The sequence below is a fragment of the Halorarum salinum genome (genome assembly GCF_013402875.1).
GTDB lineage: Archaea > Halobacteriota > Halobacteria > Halobacteriales > Haloferacaceae > Halorarum > Halorarum salinum.
The window spans coordinates 3,161,395-3,177,360 of the sequence record NZ_CP058579.1 but is presented as its reverse complement, the minus strand read 5'-3'; the positions used below and the strand labels follow the sequence as shown (position 1 = coordinate 3,177,360).

At 68.5% G+C, this 15,966-nt stretch carries 14 protein-coding genes and 1 tRNA gene; 5 read left to right on the top strand and 10 right to left on the bottom strand.

The features are described from left to right. Positions 1 to 69: 69 nt before the first annotated feature. Both HUG12_RS16005 and HUG12_RS16000 read right to left on the bottom strand, forming a co-directional pair. The gene (locus HUG12_RS16005; protein WP_179269739.1) at positions 70 to 450 is read right to left on the bottom strand and encodes a hypothetical protein; all 381 of its coding nucleotides are present in this window, start codon (positions 448 to 450) and stop codon (positions 70 to 72) included. A gap of 56 nt (positions 451 to 506) precedes the next feature. Then, entirely contained in the window at positions 507 to 962 is a 456-nt protein-coding gene (locus tag HUG12_RS16000; protein ID WP_179269738.1) for a DUF2240 family protein, read from the bottom strand. A 166-nt stretch (positions 963 to 1,128) separates the two neighbouring features. Here HUG12_RS16000 and HUG12_RS15995 point away from each other — a divergent pair, with 166 nt between their 5' ends. Then, complete coding sequence (locus HUG12_RS15995) at positions 1,129 to 1,527, top strand: DUF5518 domain-containing protein (protein ID WP_179269737.1); 399 nt, start codon at positions 1,129 to 1,131, stop codon at positions 1,525 to 1,527. Between the two features lie 785 nt (positions 1,528 to 2,312). Here the strand turns inward: HUG12_RS15995 and HUG12_RS15990 are convergent. The 3 genes from HUG12_RS15990 to HUG12_RS15980 all read right to left on the bottom strand — a co-directional run bounded on the left by HUG12_RS15990 (position 2,313) and on the right by HUG12_RS15980 (position 3,591). Next, positions 2,313 to 2,385, bottom strand: a tRNA-Gln gene (locus HUG12_RS15990). A 286-nt stretch (positions 2,386 to 2,671) separates the two neighbouring features. Continuing rightward, the gene (locus HUG12_RS15985; RefSeq protein ID WP_179269736.1) at positions 2,672 to 3,106 is read right to left on the bottom strand and encodes a metal-dependent transcriptional regulator; all 435 of its coding nucleotides are present in this window, start codon (positions 3,104 to 3,106) and stop codon (positions 2,672 to 2,674) included. Beyond that, a complete protein-coding gene (locus HUG12_RS15980; RefSeq protein WP_179269735.1) occupies positions 3,103 to 3,591 on the bottom strand; it encodes a ferritin family protein in 489 nt (162 codons plus the stop codon). The genes HUG12_RS15985 and HUG12_RS15980 overlap by 4 nt, the downstream gene beginning before the upstream one ends. 147 nt (positions 3,592 to 3,738) lie before the next feature. On the opposite strand from HUG12_RS15980, the gene HUG12_RS15975 reads away from it, so the two are divergent. Beyond that, complete coding sequence (locus HUG12_RS15975; RefSeq protein ID WP_179269734.1) at positions 3,739 to 4,953, top strand: MFS transporter; 1,215 nt, start codon at positions 3,739 to 3,741, stop codon at positions 4,951 to 4,953. 490 nt (positions 4,954 to 5,443) lie between these two features. Here HUG12_RS15975 and sufD read toward each other — a convergent pair whose 3' ends face one another. The 4 genes from sufD to HUG12_RS15955 all read right to left on the bottom strand — a co-directional run bounded on the left by sufD (position 5,444) and on the right by HUG12_RS15955 (position 11,936). Next, positions 5,444 to 6,658 carry a Fe-S cluster assembly protein SufD gene (sufD, locus tag HUG12_RS15970; RefSeq protein ID WP_179269733.1) on the bottom strand — a complete coding sequence of 405 codons (1,215 nt, stop codon included), beginning with the start codon at positions 6,656 to 6,658 and terminating at the stop codon, positions 5,444 to 5,446. Beyond that, entirely contained in the window at positions 6,655 to 8,085 is a 1,431-nt protein-coding gene (sufB, locus tag HUG12_RS15965) for a Fe-S cluster assembly protein SufB (protein WP_179269732.1), read from the bottom strand. Before sufB ends, sufD begins: the two co-directional genes overlap by 4 nt. 57 nt (positions 8,086 to 8,142) lie before the next feature. Then, the gene (locus HUG12_RS15960) at positions 8,143 to 9,060 is read right to left on the bottom strand and encodes an ABC transporter ATP-binding protein (RefSeq protein ID WP_179269731.1); all 918 of its coding nucleotides are present in this window, start codon (positions 9,058 to 9,060) and stop codon (positions 8,143 to 8,145) included. 137 nt (positions 9,061 to 9,197) lie between these two features. After that, entirely contained in the window at positions 9,198 to 11,936 is a 2,739-nt protein-coding gene (locus HUG12_RS15955; RefSeq protein ID WP_179269730.1) for a DNA-directed DNA polymerase, read from the bottom strand. Positions 11,937 to 12,156: 220 nt separating this feature from the next. Here HUG12_RS15955 and HUG12_RS15950 point away from each other — a divergent pair, with 220 nt between their 5' ends. From HUG12_RS15950 to HUG12_RS15940, 3 genes are read left to right on the top strand one after another with little or no spacing between them, the layout of a single operon-like run. Further along, on the top strand, positions 12,157 to 12,333 hold the full coding sequence (locus HUG12_RS15950) for a DUF7331 family protein (RefSeq protein WP_179269729.1): 177 nt from the start codon (positions 12,157 to 12,159) through the stop codon (positions 12,331 to 12,333). 42 nt (positions 12,334 to 12,375) lie between these two features. Next, the gene (locus tag HUG12_RS15945; RefSeq protein ID WP_179269728.1) at positions 12,376 to 12,774 is read left to right on the top strand and encodes a DUF7322 domain-containing protein; all 399 of its coding nucleotides are present in this window, start codon (positions 12,376 to 12,378) and stop codon (positions 12,772 to 12,774) included. Between the two features lie 45 nt (positions 12,775 to 12,819). Next, positions 12,820 to 13,239 carry a DUF7346 family protein gene (locus HUG12_RS15940; RefSeq protein ID WP_179269727.1) on the top strand — a complete coding sequence of 140 codons (420 nt, stop codon included), beginning with the start codon at positions 12,820 to 12,822 and terminating at the stop codon, positions 13,237 to 13,239. A gap of 31 nt (positions 13,240 to 13,270) precedes the next feature. Here HUG12_RS15940 and rad50 read toward each other — a convergent pair whose 3' ends face one another. After that, entirely contained in the window at positions 13,271 to 15,961 is a 2,691-nt protein-coding gene (rad50, locus tag HUG12_RS15935; RefSeq protein ID WP_179269726.1) for a DNA double-strand break repair ATPase Rad50, read from the bottom strand. Between the last annotated feature and the right edge of the window lie 5 nt (positions 15,962 to 15,966).

The following is a 15,966-nucleotide window of genomic DNA, read 5'->3' as shown; positions in this document are numbered from 1 at the left end:
AGCAAAAACGGTGCGGTCCGGCGCGGCGCCCCGATCGGGACGGACGGTCGCGTTCGACCCGACGGACGGCTACGGTCGGTCCCGGGAGAGGACGGCCTCGAAGGCCCCGAGGGCGCGTTTCACCTGCGCGCCGTCCTCGACGAACACGACGGTTCGCGGGGGGCTGACGGCCTTCGGGCGAACCCGGAGCTCCGCCGCCGTCCCCGCGTCGGCCGCCGCGTCGGGGGCGGCGACGAACTCGACGCGCACGCGGTCGGGGTGGACGTACACCTCGGCGACCGTGTCCTCCCCGTCCGCGACCCGGTAGGCGAGTTCGCCGTCGGTCGTCGGCGCAACGTCGGGGTCGGGGTCGGTGACCGCGACGTCGGCGAGTCGACGTCGGTTCCCCGTCAGTTCGGACGCGAGCAGTTGCGCGATGCGGACGCCGTCGGTCGTTCGATCCGCGGACATCAGTTCCTCACCCGGGGGCGGGTCCCCCTCGGTCCGTCACTCGCGTGCATCCCCCATCAGTCCTCCCCCGGAACCAGGTCGGCCCGGGCCGCCGCCGCCGCCTCGCCGACGTCGACCCCGCGCTCGCGCGCGACGAGGACGGACGCCGCCTCGAGCGTGACGCCGAGTTCGCGCTGGCGCTCGTTCGAGGCGGCGACCGCCTCCCGCTTCTCGACGCCGGCGGCGACGAATGCGTCGACGACCCGTTCGAAGGTGGACTGCTCGCGGAGCACCGACTCGTCGGGGACGAAGTCGGACGGGACGGCGACCTCGGCGGGGTCGAACTGTGCGACGAGGTCGCCGTCCTCCTCGGCGACGAGCCCCCGGCCCGTCGCGACGTCGACGAGTCGCTTCGCCTGGTCGGGCGAGAACCAGTCGCGGTCCAGCGAGAGGGCCACGACGAACTCGCCCTCGCCCATCCGGTCGGCGCCCGCCCCGCGGAAGGGGACGGCGACGGCCGCCTCGAGTGTCATGTTCCGGTCGTCCGCGGCCGGCACCAAAAACGCGACTATCCGGACCGTCGTCGCGGGGGCTGTGGCTCCAGCCCGACATCGACACCCGTGCCCCCGCGGCAACTATCGGGCTCTCATTCTCCAATGCGCGCTTACTACCTCGCGAGGCGTACTCTCACCCGCAACCATGAGCATCAACTGGCGTGCGGTAGGAATCGGTTTCGTCGTAACGCTGGTCGTCGGCCTCGTGGTCGGGTTCTCGATCCCGATCGCGGACGTCACGCTCTCGGGCGTGGGCTGGGCGATCACGGGAATCATCGGCGGGGGAGCGGCCGGATACGTCGTCGGCCGCGGAGTTAACGGGGGCGCGACCCACGGCGTCGTTGCCGCGGCGCTCGGCGCCCTCGCGGTGCTCGTCGTGCTCGACGGCGCCGGAACGGTCCTCGAGGGGGTACCCCTCGTTCCGCTCCTGCTCGTCGGGCTCTATGCGGTCGCGGGCGCTCTCGGCGGCGCCGTCGGGGTGATGCTGAACCGGACGAGCGGCGGGGCCGACGAGACGGAGGCCCGGCGGCCAGCGGGCCGCTGAACTCCATTTTGGGACGAAGATGCGGTCGGGTAGCTACGGCTGATTGCCGTACGGAGGGTAGTTCGCAGGGAGAGTCCCGAAGGCGATTACGGGCCCCGACGAGGGGCCGTATCTCTATATGAATCAGCTTAGTCCTCTATAACAGAGGTTGTAGAAAAGTTCCCGTCGGATACGGATACTCTGATATACTCCCCAGTCACCGCGTCGGGCCCTGGTCCCAACTCACGACCAGGAGTATCAATTTCCTTACTATCGGGGGTAGCCTCAACTTCATACGTTCCCGGGTCAGTAAGCAGTTCCTCCCGACCTTTCGTTTCGGATGGTCCGAGTGAAAATCCGTAGGAGTCGGTCCAACCATCATCGCGTGAGGAGTGTACGGAGATCCCGTGCTTCGATTCTGTTTGATTTGAAAGGACCAGACTGCCTGGAGGGTTACTAACCGTGAAACCAGAACGCTGGGAAAGGCAACCAGACGTTGCAACCACTCCAACGCCCGTGATTGATTTCGGGAAGCACTTTCTTTCCATCTCCGAACGTCCAGAATAACTTTGGCGCGATAAGTCTTCTGTGCTGACCGGAGGTCGCTGTCCATCCAAGACTGCATACTGTGTTTGCGTAACGGGAGCAAGGGCGGGCAGAACCGATGCGTGGTCAAGCGATACCATTTGGTTGCTTGCGTGTCGAATCTCTGGTTACCGCACACGGCACGACGACCGCTCGAACTTCCGTCGACTAGTGCCGTCAGCTATGGGATCCTAAACAGCGGATTCGATACCGCAGGAACATAGTCCCGGGCGGATTCGAACCGCCGTCAATGGCTCCAAAGGCCATTATGATTGGCCGCTACACCACGGGACTTCCACCGTCACCCACCACTACCGACGGGCGAAACTAAGCGGTTCCGGAACGGCCTCACGTCCGCCGGATGTCGAACCCGCCGCAGTCGGGACACTGCTGTCTGTCCTTCTCGAACCCCGCACCACACCCTCGGCACTCGAACGCGGCCGACCGTCGTCCACCCAGGCCGACGAACTGCCGAAGTCGATTCGATATGCTCCCACCCATGGAACTGGATAGCCCCAATCACCCCCATCCCTTAACTCCACTGGGTCGGTACGGCGCCCGATCGTGGAATCGTCCCCGTTCAGTCGGCGGGTTTCTCCTGCTCGACCTCGAGGTACCGGCACGCGTCCGCCTTCGCGTCGAAGCAGTCGGGACACTCGGAGGAGCGGTCGATGATGGTGTCGAGTCGCTCCGCCACCGTGTCGTCGATGACGGCCTCCAGCGAGCGGGCCTCCGCGCGGAACTCCTCCACCTCGAGGACGTTCGCGAGGAAGCGTTCGATGATGCAGTAGTTCTGAATGGCGTCGCGGGCCCGGACGATGCCGGCCTCCGTCAGGATGACTCCCTTGTACTTCTCGTGTTCGGCGAGCTCTCGGTCCTCGAGCTTCCCGATCATCTCGTTGGCGCTCGCGGGGCTGACGTCCAGCGCGTCCGCGACGGCGCCGGTCGAGGCAGGGCCGTCCTCCATCTCCTGTACGAGGTAGATCGCCTTCAGGTACTGGTCTGCGGTGTTCATTCGCGTCCCTCCATGACCGCGGTCACTTCCTCGACGCCCTCGGCCTCCTCCTCGCGGATCCCGCGGAGGGTGGCGAGCAGGCGTTCCCGGTCCACCGAGAACTCGGCGTCGCTGCCGCGGATGGCGCCGACGAGGTCGTCGTAGAACTTGTACGCCGTCTCCTCGTTGCAGAGCTGGTCGTAGAGGACGCCGTCGAAGTCCTCCGGCTTCGTCTTCCCGTACTGGGCCTCGACGAGCGCCTCGATCTCCTCGTAGGACACCGACTCGGCGTCGAGTTCGGCGATGAGGTCCTCCAGGCGCTCGCGGTGTTCGGCCGACTCCTCGGCCGCGTGTTCGAGCAGCGACTCGACCTCGGGGTCGAAGTCGGCGTCCAGTTCCCGGTAGTGGTGCGTGGAGCGCGCCTCGACGACCTCCTCCAGCACGACGCCGATCTGGAGCAGTCGCGCGAGCTGGTGGTCGGAGGCGACCTGCTGGCCGACGCTCATCGGCCCCGCCCCTCCCGACGACCGGCCATCGATACGGTACTCATTGGCAGTCCTCGGGTCACGGGAGACTTAAGCGGTTCCCTCGCGGGCCGGCGTCCGGGACCGAATCGCGAACCCTCAAGCCCCCGCCCCACCAATCGGCGGCCGATGACGGAGCGACGGGAGGGACGCCGGGACCGGGTCGCGCTCGCGACGGTCGTGTTCGCGGTCATGCTGGCCCAGACGCTCGTCTACCCGGGCGTCGACCTCCTGGCCGCGGAGCTCGGGGGGACGGGCGTCGCGGCGCCCACGCTGTTCCTCTCGGTCGAGTTCGCCGCGTTCGTCCTCTTCGTCGGCGGCTGGGGCGCGCTGAGCGACGCCGCGGGTCGGCGGCGTCCGCTCGTCGTCGCCGCGGCGCTCGGCGGTTCGCTGGGCTACCTCGCGCTCGCGCTGCTGCCGCCGACGCTGGGGCTCCCGTTCGTCGGCGCGCTCGCGCTCCGCGGGCTTCAGGGGGCGCTCACGGTCGGCGCCTTCTCACTCGCGATGAGCGCGCTCGCGGATCTGGGCGGCGGCAACGGGCGGAACATGGGCGCCGCGGGCATCGCCATCGGGCTCGGAACCGCCGTCGGCGCGCCGCTCGGCGGACAGCTCTACGAACTGGACGTGTTCGGTCCGCTGTACGCCGCCGCCGGGCTGCTCGCCGTCGCGGGACTGCTCGCGCTCGTCGTCCCCGACCGCGCCCCGGAGGGCGGGAGCGACCGGGGGCTCGCCGCGCTCGTCCGGGGGCTCCGCGAGCGCGAGGACCTGGCGGTCCCGTACGCGTTCGCGTTCGTCGACCGGCTGACGGCCGGCTTCTTCGCGCTCGTCGGGACGCTGTACTTCCGGGAGGCGTTCGGGCTCGGGCCGGGCGCGACCGGCCTCATGCTCGCGGCCTTCTTCGCGCCGTTCGCCCTGCTCCAGTACCCGTTCGGCGTGCTCTCGGACCGGGTCGGCCGCGTCGTCCCGGTGGCGCTCGGCTCCGCGACGTTCGGCCTCGCCGTCATGGCGGTCGGGTTCGCACCCTCGCCCGACCTGGCCGCCGTGGCGATGGTCGTGGTCGGCGTGCTCGGCGCGCTGATGGCGCCCGCGACGCTCGCGCTCGTGGTCGACCTGGCGGGGGAGGACCAGCGCGGGGTCGCCGTCGCGGGCTTCAACGCCGCGGGGAGCGTCGGCTTCCTCGCCGGTTCGCTCGTCGGCGGCGGCGTCGCCTCCGCGTACGGCTACCTCCCGGCGTTCGTCGTCGCGGGCGGGCTGGAGGTGCTCGTCGCGCTGGCGACGCTGCCGGCGCTGCTCAGGTTGGGCCGGCGGACCGGACGCACGGCGGTGTTCGGATCCGGCGACTGACGACCGGCTCAACCACGCCTCAGTGGCGCGCGGCGGCCGCCCCCTCGTGGGCGGCCGAATCGCGCGAGGGATGAGCACCGCAACGCGAACGCAGTGAGCGTGAGGGGCGCAATCGGCTGGGGAGATGTGTGGTTGCCGTGCGGTGCGGTTGCGGTGGGTGGGGCTGAAAGGGGCCGCGGCTATCGGCGATGGCGCGGACCGGCGAGCATCACAGGAGCGAGCGACGCGAGCGACGAGGAGCGTGGTTCGAGACGCCTTCGGCGTCTCGTCAGTGCGGGAAATCAAGGATTTCCCGCTTGCGGTCAGGTTCCCGTGGAACCTGACAGCACCACGAGAGAGCGAAGCTCTCTTGAACGACAGCGGCCGCACCGAGCCGACAGCCGCGGGGGCTTTCGAGGCTGTCCATTGCCACCCATTGCCGGGAGGAGCGTTCGGAGTGGCCACTGTCGGCCGAGGAGACACCGGAAAACGAAAAGCTGCGTGACTCTACTCAGTCCAGCCGCTGCCGGACGAGCGCCTCGATGTCCTCGCGGAGTTCGTCGACCTCGACCTCCTCGAGGACCGGCACGAAGAACCCCTCCACGAGCATGTTCCGCGCCGTCCGAGGCGGGATCGAGCGCGAGGTCATGTAGAACAGGTCCTCGCGGTCGACCTGCCCGACCGTCGCCGAGTGGGACGCCTCGGTGTCGTGGTTGTGGATGATGAGCTTCGGGGAGGCGTCGGCCTCGGACTCGTCCGAGAGCATCAGCGTGTTCTCGCGCTGGTAGCTGGAGGTGTCCCAGGCGTCGCGGCCGACGTCCTGGACGCCCTCGTACACCGAGCGGGCCTCGTCGTCGAGCACGCCGCGCGTGACGAGGTCCGCGGTCGTGTGCTCGGCGTCGTGCCAGACGCGGGCGTTCACGTCGAAGTGCTGGTCGCCGTGGCCGAAGAACGCGCCGACGATCTTCGTCTCCGAGGAGTCGCCGTTCAGCTCGGTCTCGATGTCAGAGCGGGTGAGCCGGGAGCCGAGGTTCCCCTCGATCCAGCTCACGGTCGCGTAGCGGGCGGCGTCGCCGCGCTTCAGCGAGTACGTGTACACGTCCTCGTCGAGGTTCTGGAGCGAGCCGTACTGGACGTACGCGTTCTCGTCGGTCGCGACCTCGACGACGTTGCTGAAGTAGCGGTCGCCCTCCCCGTCGGCGTCGGCGCCGTTGCTGACCCGCTCGAGGATCGTCGCGGAGGCGTTCCCCTCGGCGACGACGAGCGTGTGGCTGAACAGCGACCGGCTGTTCATCTCGGCGCGGATCTTCACGTCCTCGGCGTCGACGCCCTTCGGGACGTGGACGACCGTTCCGGTGGTGAAAAGCGCCGCGGAGAGCGCGGTCAGGTAGTTCGTCTCGGGGTCGACGACCGACCCGAAGTGCTCGCGGACGAGCTCCTCGTGCTCGTCGAGCGCGTCGGCGAACGAGAGCACCGTCGCGCCCTCGGCGCTGACGCGCTCGGTCTCGTCGCGCTGGTTCAGCGGGTCGACGAGGTCCTCGAACCCGAGGTTCCGCAGGTTCGTCCACCTGCGGCCGGGCGTCTGAATGACGTCCGGCAGGTCGAGTCCGTCGAGCGCGCGGAACGCCGCGAGGCGGCGTTCGAGCAGCCACTCCGGCTCGTCGCGCTCCTCCGAGACGGTGTGGATCGCCTCCTCGGAGAGTCCCTGTGGCACCTGCGTGCTCATCCGAGCGACCCCTCCATCTCGAGTTCGACGAGGCGGTTGAGTTCGACCGCGTACTCGATGGGTAGCTCCTCCGTGATCGGCTCGATGAAGCCCGAGACGATCATCTGCTTGGCGTCGTCGTCGTCGAGGCCGCGCGACTGGAGGTAGAACACGTCCTCGTCGCCGATCTTTCCGACGGTCGCCTCGTGGGCGACGTCGACCTTCGACTCGTTGATCTCCATGTACGGCATCGTGTCGGAGGTCGACTCGTTGTCGAACATCAGCGCGTCACACTCGACCGCGGTCGAGGAGTTCTCCGCGCCGTCGGCGATGTGGACGAGGCCGCGGTAGTTCGTGCGGCCGCCGTCCTTCGAGATGGACTTCGACTCGATGGTCGACTTCGTGTTCGGCGCGTTGTGGTACACCTTCGCGCCGGTGTCGATGTTCTGGCCCTCGCCGGCGAACGCGATGGTGATGTGGTTGTCGCTCGCGCCGCGGCCCTTCAGGATCGAGGAGGGGTACAGCATCGTCGCCTTCGAGCCCATCGAGCCCGAAATCCACTCCATGCGGCCGCCCTTCTCCACGATGGCGCGCTTGGTGTTGAGGTTGTACGTGTTCTTCGACCAGTTCTGGACGGTCGAGTACTGGACGTGCGCGTCGTCGTTCACGAACACCTCGACGCCGCCCGAGTGGAGGTTGAACGCCGAGTACTTCGGCGCCGAGCAGCCCTCGATGTAGTGGACCTCCGAGCCGGCCTCGGCGATGATGAGCGTGTGCTCGAACTGGCCCATCCCCTCGGAGTTCATGCGGAAGTACGCCTGCACCGGCATGTCGACGGTCGTGTCCTCCGGGACGTAGACGAACGATCCGCCGGACCAGACGGCGCCGTGGAGCGCGGCGAACTTGTTGTCGCTCGGCGGCACGCACGTCGTCATGAAGTGCTCGCGGACGAGCTCCTCGTGCTCCTGGACCGCCTCGTCCATGTTGCAGAAGACGACGCCCTTCTCCTCCCAGCGCTCCTGCATGTTCTGGTAGACGACCTCGGACTCGTACTGGGCGCCGACGCCCGAGAGCGCGTTCTTCTCGGCCTCCGGGATGCCCAGCTTGTCGAACGTGTCCTTGATCTCGTCCGGGAGCTCCGTCCAGTCGTCGACGCCGCCGCGGGTGTCGACGTCGGGTCGGATGTACGGGACGATCTCGTCGACGTCGACCTCGCTCAGGTCGGGCTGGCCCGGCCAGTCGGTCGGCATCGGCATCGCGTGGTACTGTTTCAGCGCGCGGAGGCGCCGCTCCAGCATCCACTCCGGCTCGTCCTTGTCCTCGGAGATGGCCCTGATCGTCTCCTCGTTCAGTCCCTTCTCGCTCCGGAAGGCCGACTTCTCCTCCTTCTTGAAGTCGAAGCGGTCCTCCGTGTCCGTCTGCTTCAGATGGTCTTGATCCGAACTCATGTCTTGGTTGTGGTTTACGGTCGAACGGTTATTAGCCTGTTTAGTAGCCGAATCCGGTTACGCGGCTTCGTAGGCTTCCTCGCGGACCCAGTCGTACCCCTTGTCCTCGAGCTTCTCGGCCAGGGACGCGTCGCCGCTCTTGACGACCCTCCCGTCGAGCATGATGTGGACGTGGTCGGGCTCGACGTACTCGAGGATGCGCTGGTAGTGGGTGATCTGGAGGATGCCGGTGTCCTGCTCGTCGCGGAGGGCGTTGATGCCCTCCGAGACGTCCTGCAGGCGGTCGATGTCGAGCCCGGAGTCGATCTCGTCGAGCACGGCGATCGACGGCTCGAGGATGGCTGCCTGGAGCACCTCGTTCTGCTTCTTCTCTCCGCCGGAGAAGCCGGCGTTGAGGTAGCGGGAGGCGAACGTCTCGTCCATGTCGAGCAGCTCCATCTTCCCCTTCAGGAGCTGTTGGAACTCGGCGACGCCGATCTCGCCCTCGTCGACGTCCCCCTCCATCGGGGAGGTGTCGTAGCCCGCTTCCTCCTCGTCGTCGGCCTCGGCCTCGGCCTCCTCGTCCTCGAAGAGCTCCTCGCGCTCCTCGAGCTTGGCGTTGAGCGCCTGCCGGAGGAAGTTCGTCATCGTGACGCCCTCGATCTCGGCGGGGTACTGGAAGCCGAGGAAGATGCCGAGCGCGGCGCGTTCGTTCGGCTCCAGTTCGAGCAGGTCCCAGGTGTAGTCGTCCTCGTCGAGCTCCTCGTCGACGTCGGCGACGTCCGACTCCTCGAGGTGGAGCAGCACGTCGCCGTCCGTGACCTCGTAGGCCGGGTGACCCGCGATGACCTTCGCGGTCGTGGATTTGCCCGACCCGTTCGGCCCCATCAGCGCGTGGATCTCGCCGCTTTTCACCTCGAGGTCGACGCCCCGAAGGATCTCCTCGCCGGTCTCGGCGACCTCCGCCTGAAGATTCCGCAGTTCGAGTGTTGCCATGTGGTGTATCTCCTCGTGCACGGGTATCGGGGTCTTCGGGGGTTAATGGTTTCGCATCCGTGCGTGTGAGCTCGTATCACGCGAACATTCCTTTCCGAATCGGAAAGAGCGGTCGGCGGACGAACCGGAGGGGCGAACTACACGAAGGAGCCGAGTCCCGTCTGCTCCTGTCCGGTCTTGACCTCGTCCCACGACATGTCCAGCGCCTCGATGACGCGGGCGATGGGTCCCTTCAGTGTCTTCTCCAGCATCTTGTCCCAGTCCACCTCGAACTCCTCGGGGACCTCGTCGGCGTACTCGAAGCAGATGACGTCGGGGTTCCGCTTGAACTCGCGGTAGAGGTCGTCCGTCGCCGCGTCGAACCCCCCCTCCTCCTCCATCCGACGGAAGAAGTCGGGGTGAACCTTCTCCAGGTAGAGCCGCTTCGGCTTCGACCCGCGCTGGAAGTTGGTCCCGAGCAGCATGTTCGCGTACTTCGCTCCCCGGACCTGCGCGGTGTCGGTGTCGTAGCCCTCCAGCCGCTTGCCGATGCCGCCGGGGATGCCCACCTCCTCCAGGTCCACGTCCCCCGACTGGAAGCGGGAGATCTCGTCGTGGAGGTACTCCTTCACGTCGGCCAGGTCCTCGCCGTAGACGATCATCTCGATGACGTCCTTCTGGACCCGCTTGGTGATCGGCGCGATGTCCGAGCGCTTGTACTCGAAGCCGGTGATGTCGACGTCGTCGACGTCCTTGCCCTCCTTCCAGACGATGTGGCCCGCGTACCGCTTCTTCTTGCCCGCCTGGAAGAACCGGCGGTAGAGCTTCTCGAACTCGATCTGGAAGCGGTGCTCCTCCGCGTCGAGCTCCTCCAGCGCGAAGTCGTCGTAGCGGCCGTTGATGTGGTCCTCGATGTCGAACGACTGCTCGATGGCCTCCCCGGTGGTGACGTCGGGGCCCAGTTCGAGCATGACGGAGTCGGTGTCCCCGTACGCGACCTCGTGGCCGATCTCGTTCGCGGCCTCTTCGGTGAACTCGATGACGCGCCGGCCCATCGCGGTGATCGCCGCGGCGTTCTCCTTGTCGTACAGGCGGAAGCGCTCCCAGCCGGAGACGCCGTACAGCGAGTTCATGATCACCTTCACGGCCGCCTGCTGGCGGTCGTACTGCTGGTAGGTCGCCGAACCGGGTTCGTGCTCGTCCCGGGCGGCCTTCTTCCGGTCGCGCTCGGCGAGCAACTCGTCGACCATCTCGCGCATCATCCCGTCGGGCTCCTTCCGGAACCGGGTGCCGTTGGGCGCCCGGTACGTCTCTCCGTCGTACGCCTCGGGATCCTCGACGATCGTCTCCGGCGAGGCGTTGATGGTCACCATACACATCGGGTACAGCGACTTCAGGTCGAGCACGGTGACGTTCTCGCGGACGCCCGTGATGGGTTCGAAGACGGCGCCGCCCTCGAACTCCTCGCCCTCCTGCTGGCCCTTCGTCGGCAGGACGAACTCGCCGAACGCCTCGTGGAGGACGTACATGTCGACCGCGTCGCCGGGGGTCGGCGCGTCCTCGAGCTGGCAGCCGACGATCTTCCGGGACTCGTCCCAGAAGGTGACGACGTCCTGCTTGCGGTCGATCTCGACGCACAGTTCCACGTCGCGGACGTTGTACTCCAGCAGCCGCTCGGGGTCCTCCTCCCAGAGGGTTCCGATGTCGCCGGTGTACCGCTCCTTCCCCACGTCGAGTTCGAGTTCCCCGACCGCGTCCAGCCGGTAGGAGTCGAGTTCGGAGAACTGCGTCCGCTGGTAGCCGTACAGCAGGTCGAAGACGATCCGGCCCTTCACGTCCGGGCCCCCCCAGCCGGAGCGCCACGTCTCGTCCACGCGCGAGAGGCGGTCGGGCGAGAGGTCGAACTCGCTCGCACCGTCCAGCACCTCACACCGGTCGAGGAAGTACGGCGCGTCGAAGTCCTCGAAGTTCCACCCCGTGAGCACGTCCGGGTCGGTATCGGCGACGTACGTCAGGAACGCGTCGAGCATCGCGTCCTCGTCCTCGAAGCTCCGGACCTCGATCTCCTGTCCCTCCCGGTACGGCTCGTAGGTCGGGAGCGCGGTCGGGGGAACCGCGTCGCCGTCCGGGGCGTCGTACAGCCAGGCGACGTACTCGTCGCGGTAGGAGTCGTGGCTGGTGAGACAGACGATCGGTTCCTCGCCGTCCTCGGGGAACCCCCGGCGGTCGTCGACCTCGATGTCGAAGTAGTTCACCCGGAGGTCCGCGTCGACCTCCGCGGGTTCGAGGTGGCCGGGGAACACCTGTAGGCGTCCGTCCGGGAGGCGCCGCTCCTCGACCCGGATGCCGGAGCTGACGCCGTTGTCGATGAGGAAGCGGTTCGGGAACAGGATGTCCGCCTCGTACGTCCGGGCGAAGTCGTCCCGGATCTGTCCGACGTCCCGCGGGGTCCGGGCGACGACCTTCGTCACCGCCTCGCCCCGGATGCTCTCGAACGGTTCCGCGTCCTCCTCGCCCCGCGGGCGCTCCCTGGTGTTGACGACGACGTCGTACTCCTCGAGGAGGTCCCGGCCCTCCAGGTCCGCCGTCGGGACGTAGAAGTACGGCTCGGTGCCGAGCACCCGCACGTGCTCGACCTCGTTGTCGCTCGTCCGCCCGAACACGTGCACGACGGGGTACTCCGTCGCGCCGCTCCCCTCGACCGTGTAGTCGACCGCCGTCACCATCAGCTCGAGCGTCCCGTCGGCGTCCGGCACCCGGACGTCCTGCGCGTCGACGACGTCGCTGACGTGGCCCGCGCCGTCGCCCGCCACGAAGGCCGCCTCCTCGTCCGGTCGCCCGCCGTCCCCCTCGTCGGCGTCGGCCGGACCGAAGTCCGTGAGGCTCGCGTTGGTCATGCCAGCGGCTTCGGCGTCCCGGGTAAAAAGCCCGCCCTTCGCGGTTCGGCGCGGCGACGGCGGACGGACCACGCGACCTCCCGGGCCGGCGCTCCGCGGGGAGTGTGTCCGACCGCGCCGGACCGACTGATCGCCGGACTGCGGCGGCTCTATCCCCGACTGCAGCACCGGCCGCGACGGAAAGGCATTTACCGTGTCACGCTATACCACGGAGTAGCCCATGAGCCACCAAGCCGACTCTTCGTGGGACAGCACGGGCGGGGACGACCGCCCGGACGAGGCCGTCGACACGGTCGAGGCGTACGAGGACGACGGACAGGTGGTGCTGTACGACGCCGCGAACCCGCTCGCCTGGGTCGAGGCGAGCCTCGCCGTGTCGCTGAAGGAACTCGCCTGACCGGAACGAACCCTTTTCACCGCCATCGCCGAAGTGGGGGCCGTGCTCGACGAGGATGACGAGGGCGACCTCCCGTTCGGCGAGGTGGACCCGGAGGAGCGCTGGGGGAACCCCGAGGAGGACCTCGTCGACGTCCCCGAGGTCGAACCGCCGACGGTCAGGAACCCCGCGGACGACCTCCCGGACGCGACGGAGGTCGACTCCGAGATCCAGTCTGCGTTCTGGGGCGCGGTGGTGTACGCCAACGTCGCCCTTTTCGGCGTGTCGCTCGGCCTCATGCTCGTCGGCTTCCGCGGACAGTGGCAGTGGGGCGGCGCGGCCGTCCTCGTCGGCGTCCTCGCCGCGTTCCGGACGTACCAGACGTACCGGGCGTTCAAGAACCGCGACCGGGGGGAGGACCCGGGGGAGCCGTCCGGGGTCGACCCCGACGACCGACCCTGACCCCCGACCGACACCGATTTCGGTCCCGCCCCCCTGGTCGCACCCGTGCAGTCAGTCCGCGACGGGGACGGGAACCGGTACGTCCTGCTCAAGCGGTCCGCGGAGTCCAGCCGCGTGCGCGATCCGGGGACCGGCGAGGAGCGCTACCTCCCGAACGACGAACTGACCCCCGACGAGGCGTCGCCGCTCGCGGTCGTCGCGGGCGGACTCCCGGCGGCCGTCCGCCGCGCCGTGCTCGCCTGCCCGGACGACCGCGCGCTCGGCCTGCTCGTGGAACTGGTGGACCGTGGACCGACGTCGGTCAGGACCCTCCTGGACGCGTACGACCTCTGCGAGTCGGACCTCCACGGCCTGCTGGCGGAGTTCCGCGCGGCCGGCCTGATCGTCGAGACGACGGTCGCCGGCGAGCGGGGGTACGAGCCGACGGCGGACGCCCGCGAGGCCGTCGGCCGCCTCCGCGACTGACCCGTCCCGACTGAACGCCCCCGGCGCCGACTCAGTCGTCGGCGGTGGCGTCGACGTCCGCGAGCGTGGCCGCGTTCGTCCGCTCGACCGTCGAGCGGTTCGTCGTCGGGTTCTTCTCCACGCGCACGAGGTCGTCGGCGGCGCCGACGAGTTCGTCGTCGTGGCTCACGATGAGGATCTGTCGGACGCCGAAGCCGCGCATCTCGTCGACGAGGTCGACCAGCCGGGAGACGTGTCCGGAGTCGAGAAACACCGTGGGCTCGTCCAGGATGAGCGGCGGGGTCGGCGCCGCGCCCTCGATCCCCTCCGCGAGCAGGCGGTAGATGGCACACCGGAGCGAGAGGTTGAACAGCGCCCGTTCGCCGCCCGAGAGCTGTTCGGGATCGAGCGGCTCCCCGTCCTTCTGGAACACGGTGAGTGCGTACTCGCCGTCGAGTTCGATGTGGGAGTACGCGTCGTTGGCGTACACCAGGTCGAACGTCTCGTTGAGCATCCGCTCCAGGCTCTCGACGTTGCGGCGGCGGAGTTCGGCCCGGAGGTCGCCGTACATCGCCTCGAGCTCCTCGGACTCCTCGTGGACCGACTCCAGGGAATCGACGCGGTCGGCGAGTTCGTCGTGCCGGTCGCGGAGTTCCTCGAGCTGTTCGAGCTCCGTGTTCGTGCTGTCGATGGCGCCGACGAGTTCGTCGCGCCGGTCGGCGAGCTTCGCGAGGGTCTCCGACACCTGCTCGATGTACTCCTCGGCGTTCTCGACCCGCTGGCGTGCGTTCTCGACCCGTTCGTCGTCGAACGCGTCGCGAAGTTCGTCCCGCCGCTCGCGCTTCTCCGAGAGGAACTCCCGTCGCTCGTCGTTGCGGTCGGCGAGGTCCGCGCGCTTCTCCTCCAGCCGTTCGATCCCGTCCTCGGCGTCGGCGATCGCCCCGCGGGTCGATTCGACCGCGTCGAGCCGATCGCGGGCCTCGTCGACGTCCGCGAGGTCCGCGTCGATCTCCGCGGCCCGTTCCCGGGCCGCCCGGGCCTCCTTGGCCTTCCGTTCGGCGACGTCGCGCTCGTCGGCGGCCTCCGCCTCGAGTTCGGCGGCCTCCTCGCGGAGCGACTCGACGCGCTCGCGCTTCTCCTCGATCTCGGCCCGCTTCTCCTCGATGCCGTCGTCCAGGAGGCGTCGGGTGCTCTCCAGTTCGCCGAGCCGGCTCTCCGCGTCGACGAGTTCCTCGGCACGCGCGAGCCCGTCCTCGAGTTCGTCCTCGCGCTCCCGGAGGTCCGCCAGTTCGGATTCGAGGTCGGCCACTCGCTCCCGGTCTTCCTCCAGCGTGTCGACGTGCGGCGACCCGTCGACGGGCTGGCCGCACTCGGGACACTTCCCCTCCTCGAGGAGGGATTCCGCCTCCTCGACGCTCGCCCGCGCCGTCGAGAGCGCCGCCGTCGTCCCGGTGATCTCCTCCTGGAGCGTCTCGAGGTCGCCGCGGAGCTCGTCCCGATGGGAGTCGGCCTCCCCGACGTCGACGGGGGCCTCCACGAACGTCGCCTCCAGTTCCCCGCGCTCGTCGTCGAGGTCCGCGAGCGACCCCTCGCGGTCGGCGAGCGTCTCGCGCGCCGCCTCCACGTCGTCATCGAGTTCCGCGGCACGCTCCCGGCTCTCGTCGGCGCGCTCGGCGCACTCCTCGGCGCTCGAGGCGAGGTTCTCGGACTGGTTCTCGAACGCGGTGGCCTCGTTCCGGGCCTCGTCGCGGTCCTCGCGCAGTTCCGCTTCCCGGTCGTCGAGCTCCGCCCGGCGGGCCTCGACCGCCTCGCCGCTCGGTCCGTCGAGCTCCGTGTCGGCGAGCCGTTCGTCCAGTTCCGTCCTGAGCTCCGAGAGCCGGTCGCGGGTCTCGGCGATCGAACCGGCGAGCTCCTCCCGCTCCGATTCGCCCTCCCTGATGGCGGACTCGAGCTCGTCGATGCGGTCCTCGAGCTCCTCCAGCTCCGACCGCCGCTCCTCGTACCGGTCGAGCACGTCGCGCGCGTCCTCCCGGGTCGTCTCGGCCTGCTCGCGCTGTTCCTCGTAGTGCTCGACGTTCGCGTCCAGCTCCTTTAGGTCCGACCGGAGCCCGTTCAGGCGGTCGTGGAGGTCCTTCCCTTCCTTCTCCTCGAGCTGTTCCGCGACCGTCGAGAGCGCGCCCCGCTTCTCGGAGAGCACGTCCTCGACGCCCAAGCGCGCGTCCGCGGCACGCTCGCGGTACTCCTCCAGTTTCCCGAGCTGGAGGAGGTCGTCGATCATGTCCTGCCGGCCGCCCGGGGTCGCGTTGATGAGCTTGTTCACCTCCCCCTGTCTCACGTACGCGCAGTTGACGAACGCCTCCGCGTCCATCCTGAGGAGGTCGGCGACGAACGCACGGACCTCCGTCGCGCCGTCCCGGGTCAGCTCGCCGTCCGCCGACTCGAGCGTGCACGTCGTCGTCTGTATCTGGTCGCCGTACCGCTTCAGTTCGCGGCGGATGCGGTACGACTCGCCCTCGTGGGCGAACCCGAGTTCCACTTCGGTCTCCTCGGCCCCGTTCGTCATCACGTCCTCCAGCGTGCCGTCGAGCCCCTTCGAGCCGTAGAGCGCGAAGAAGCACGCCTCAAGCAGCGAGGACTTCCCGCTCCCGTTCAGGCCGTGGATGACCGTGACGCCCTCGTTCAGCCGGAGGTCGGTGTCGGCGTACGGCTTGAAGTTCCGCAGGCGCACGCTGTCGAACCTCACCGGCC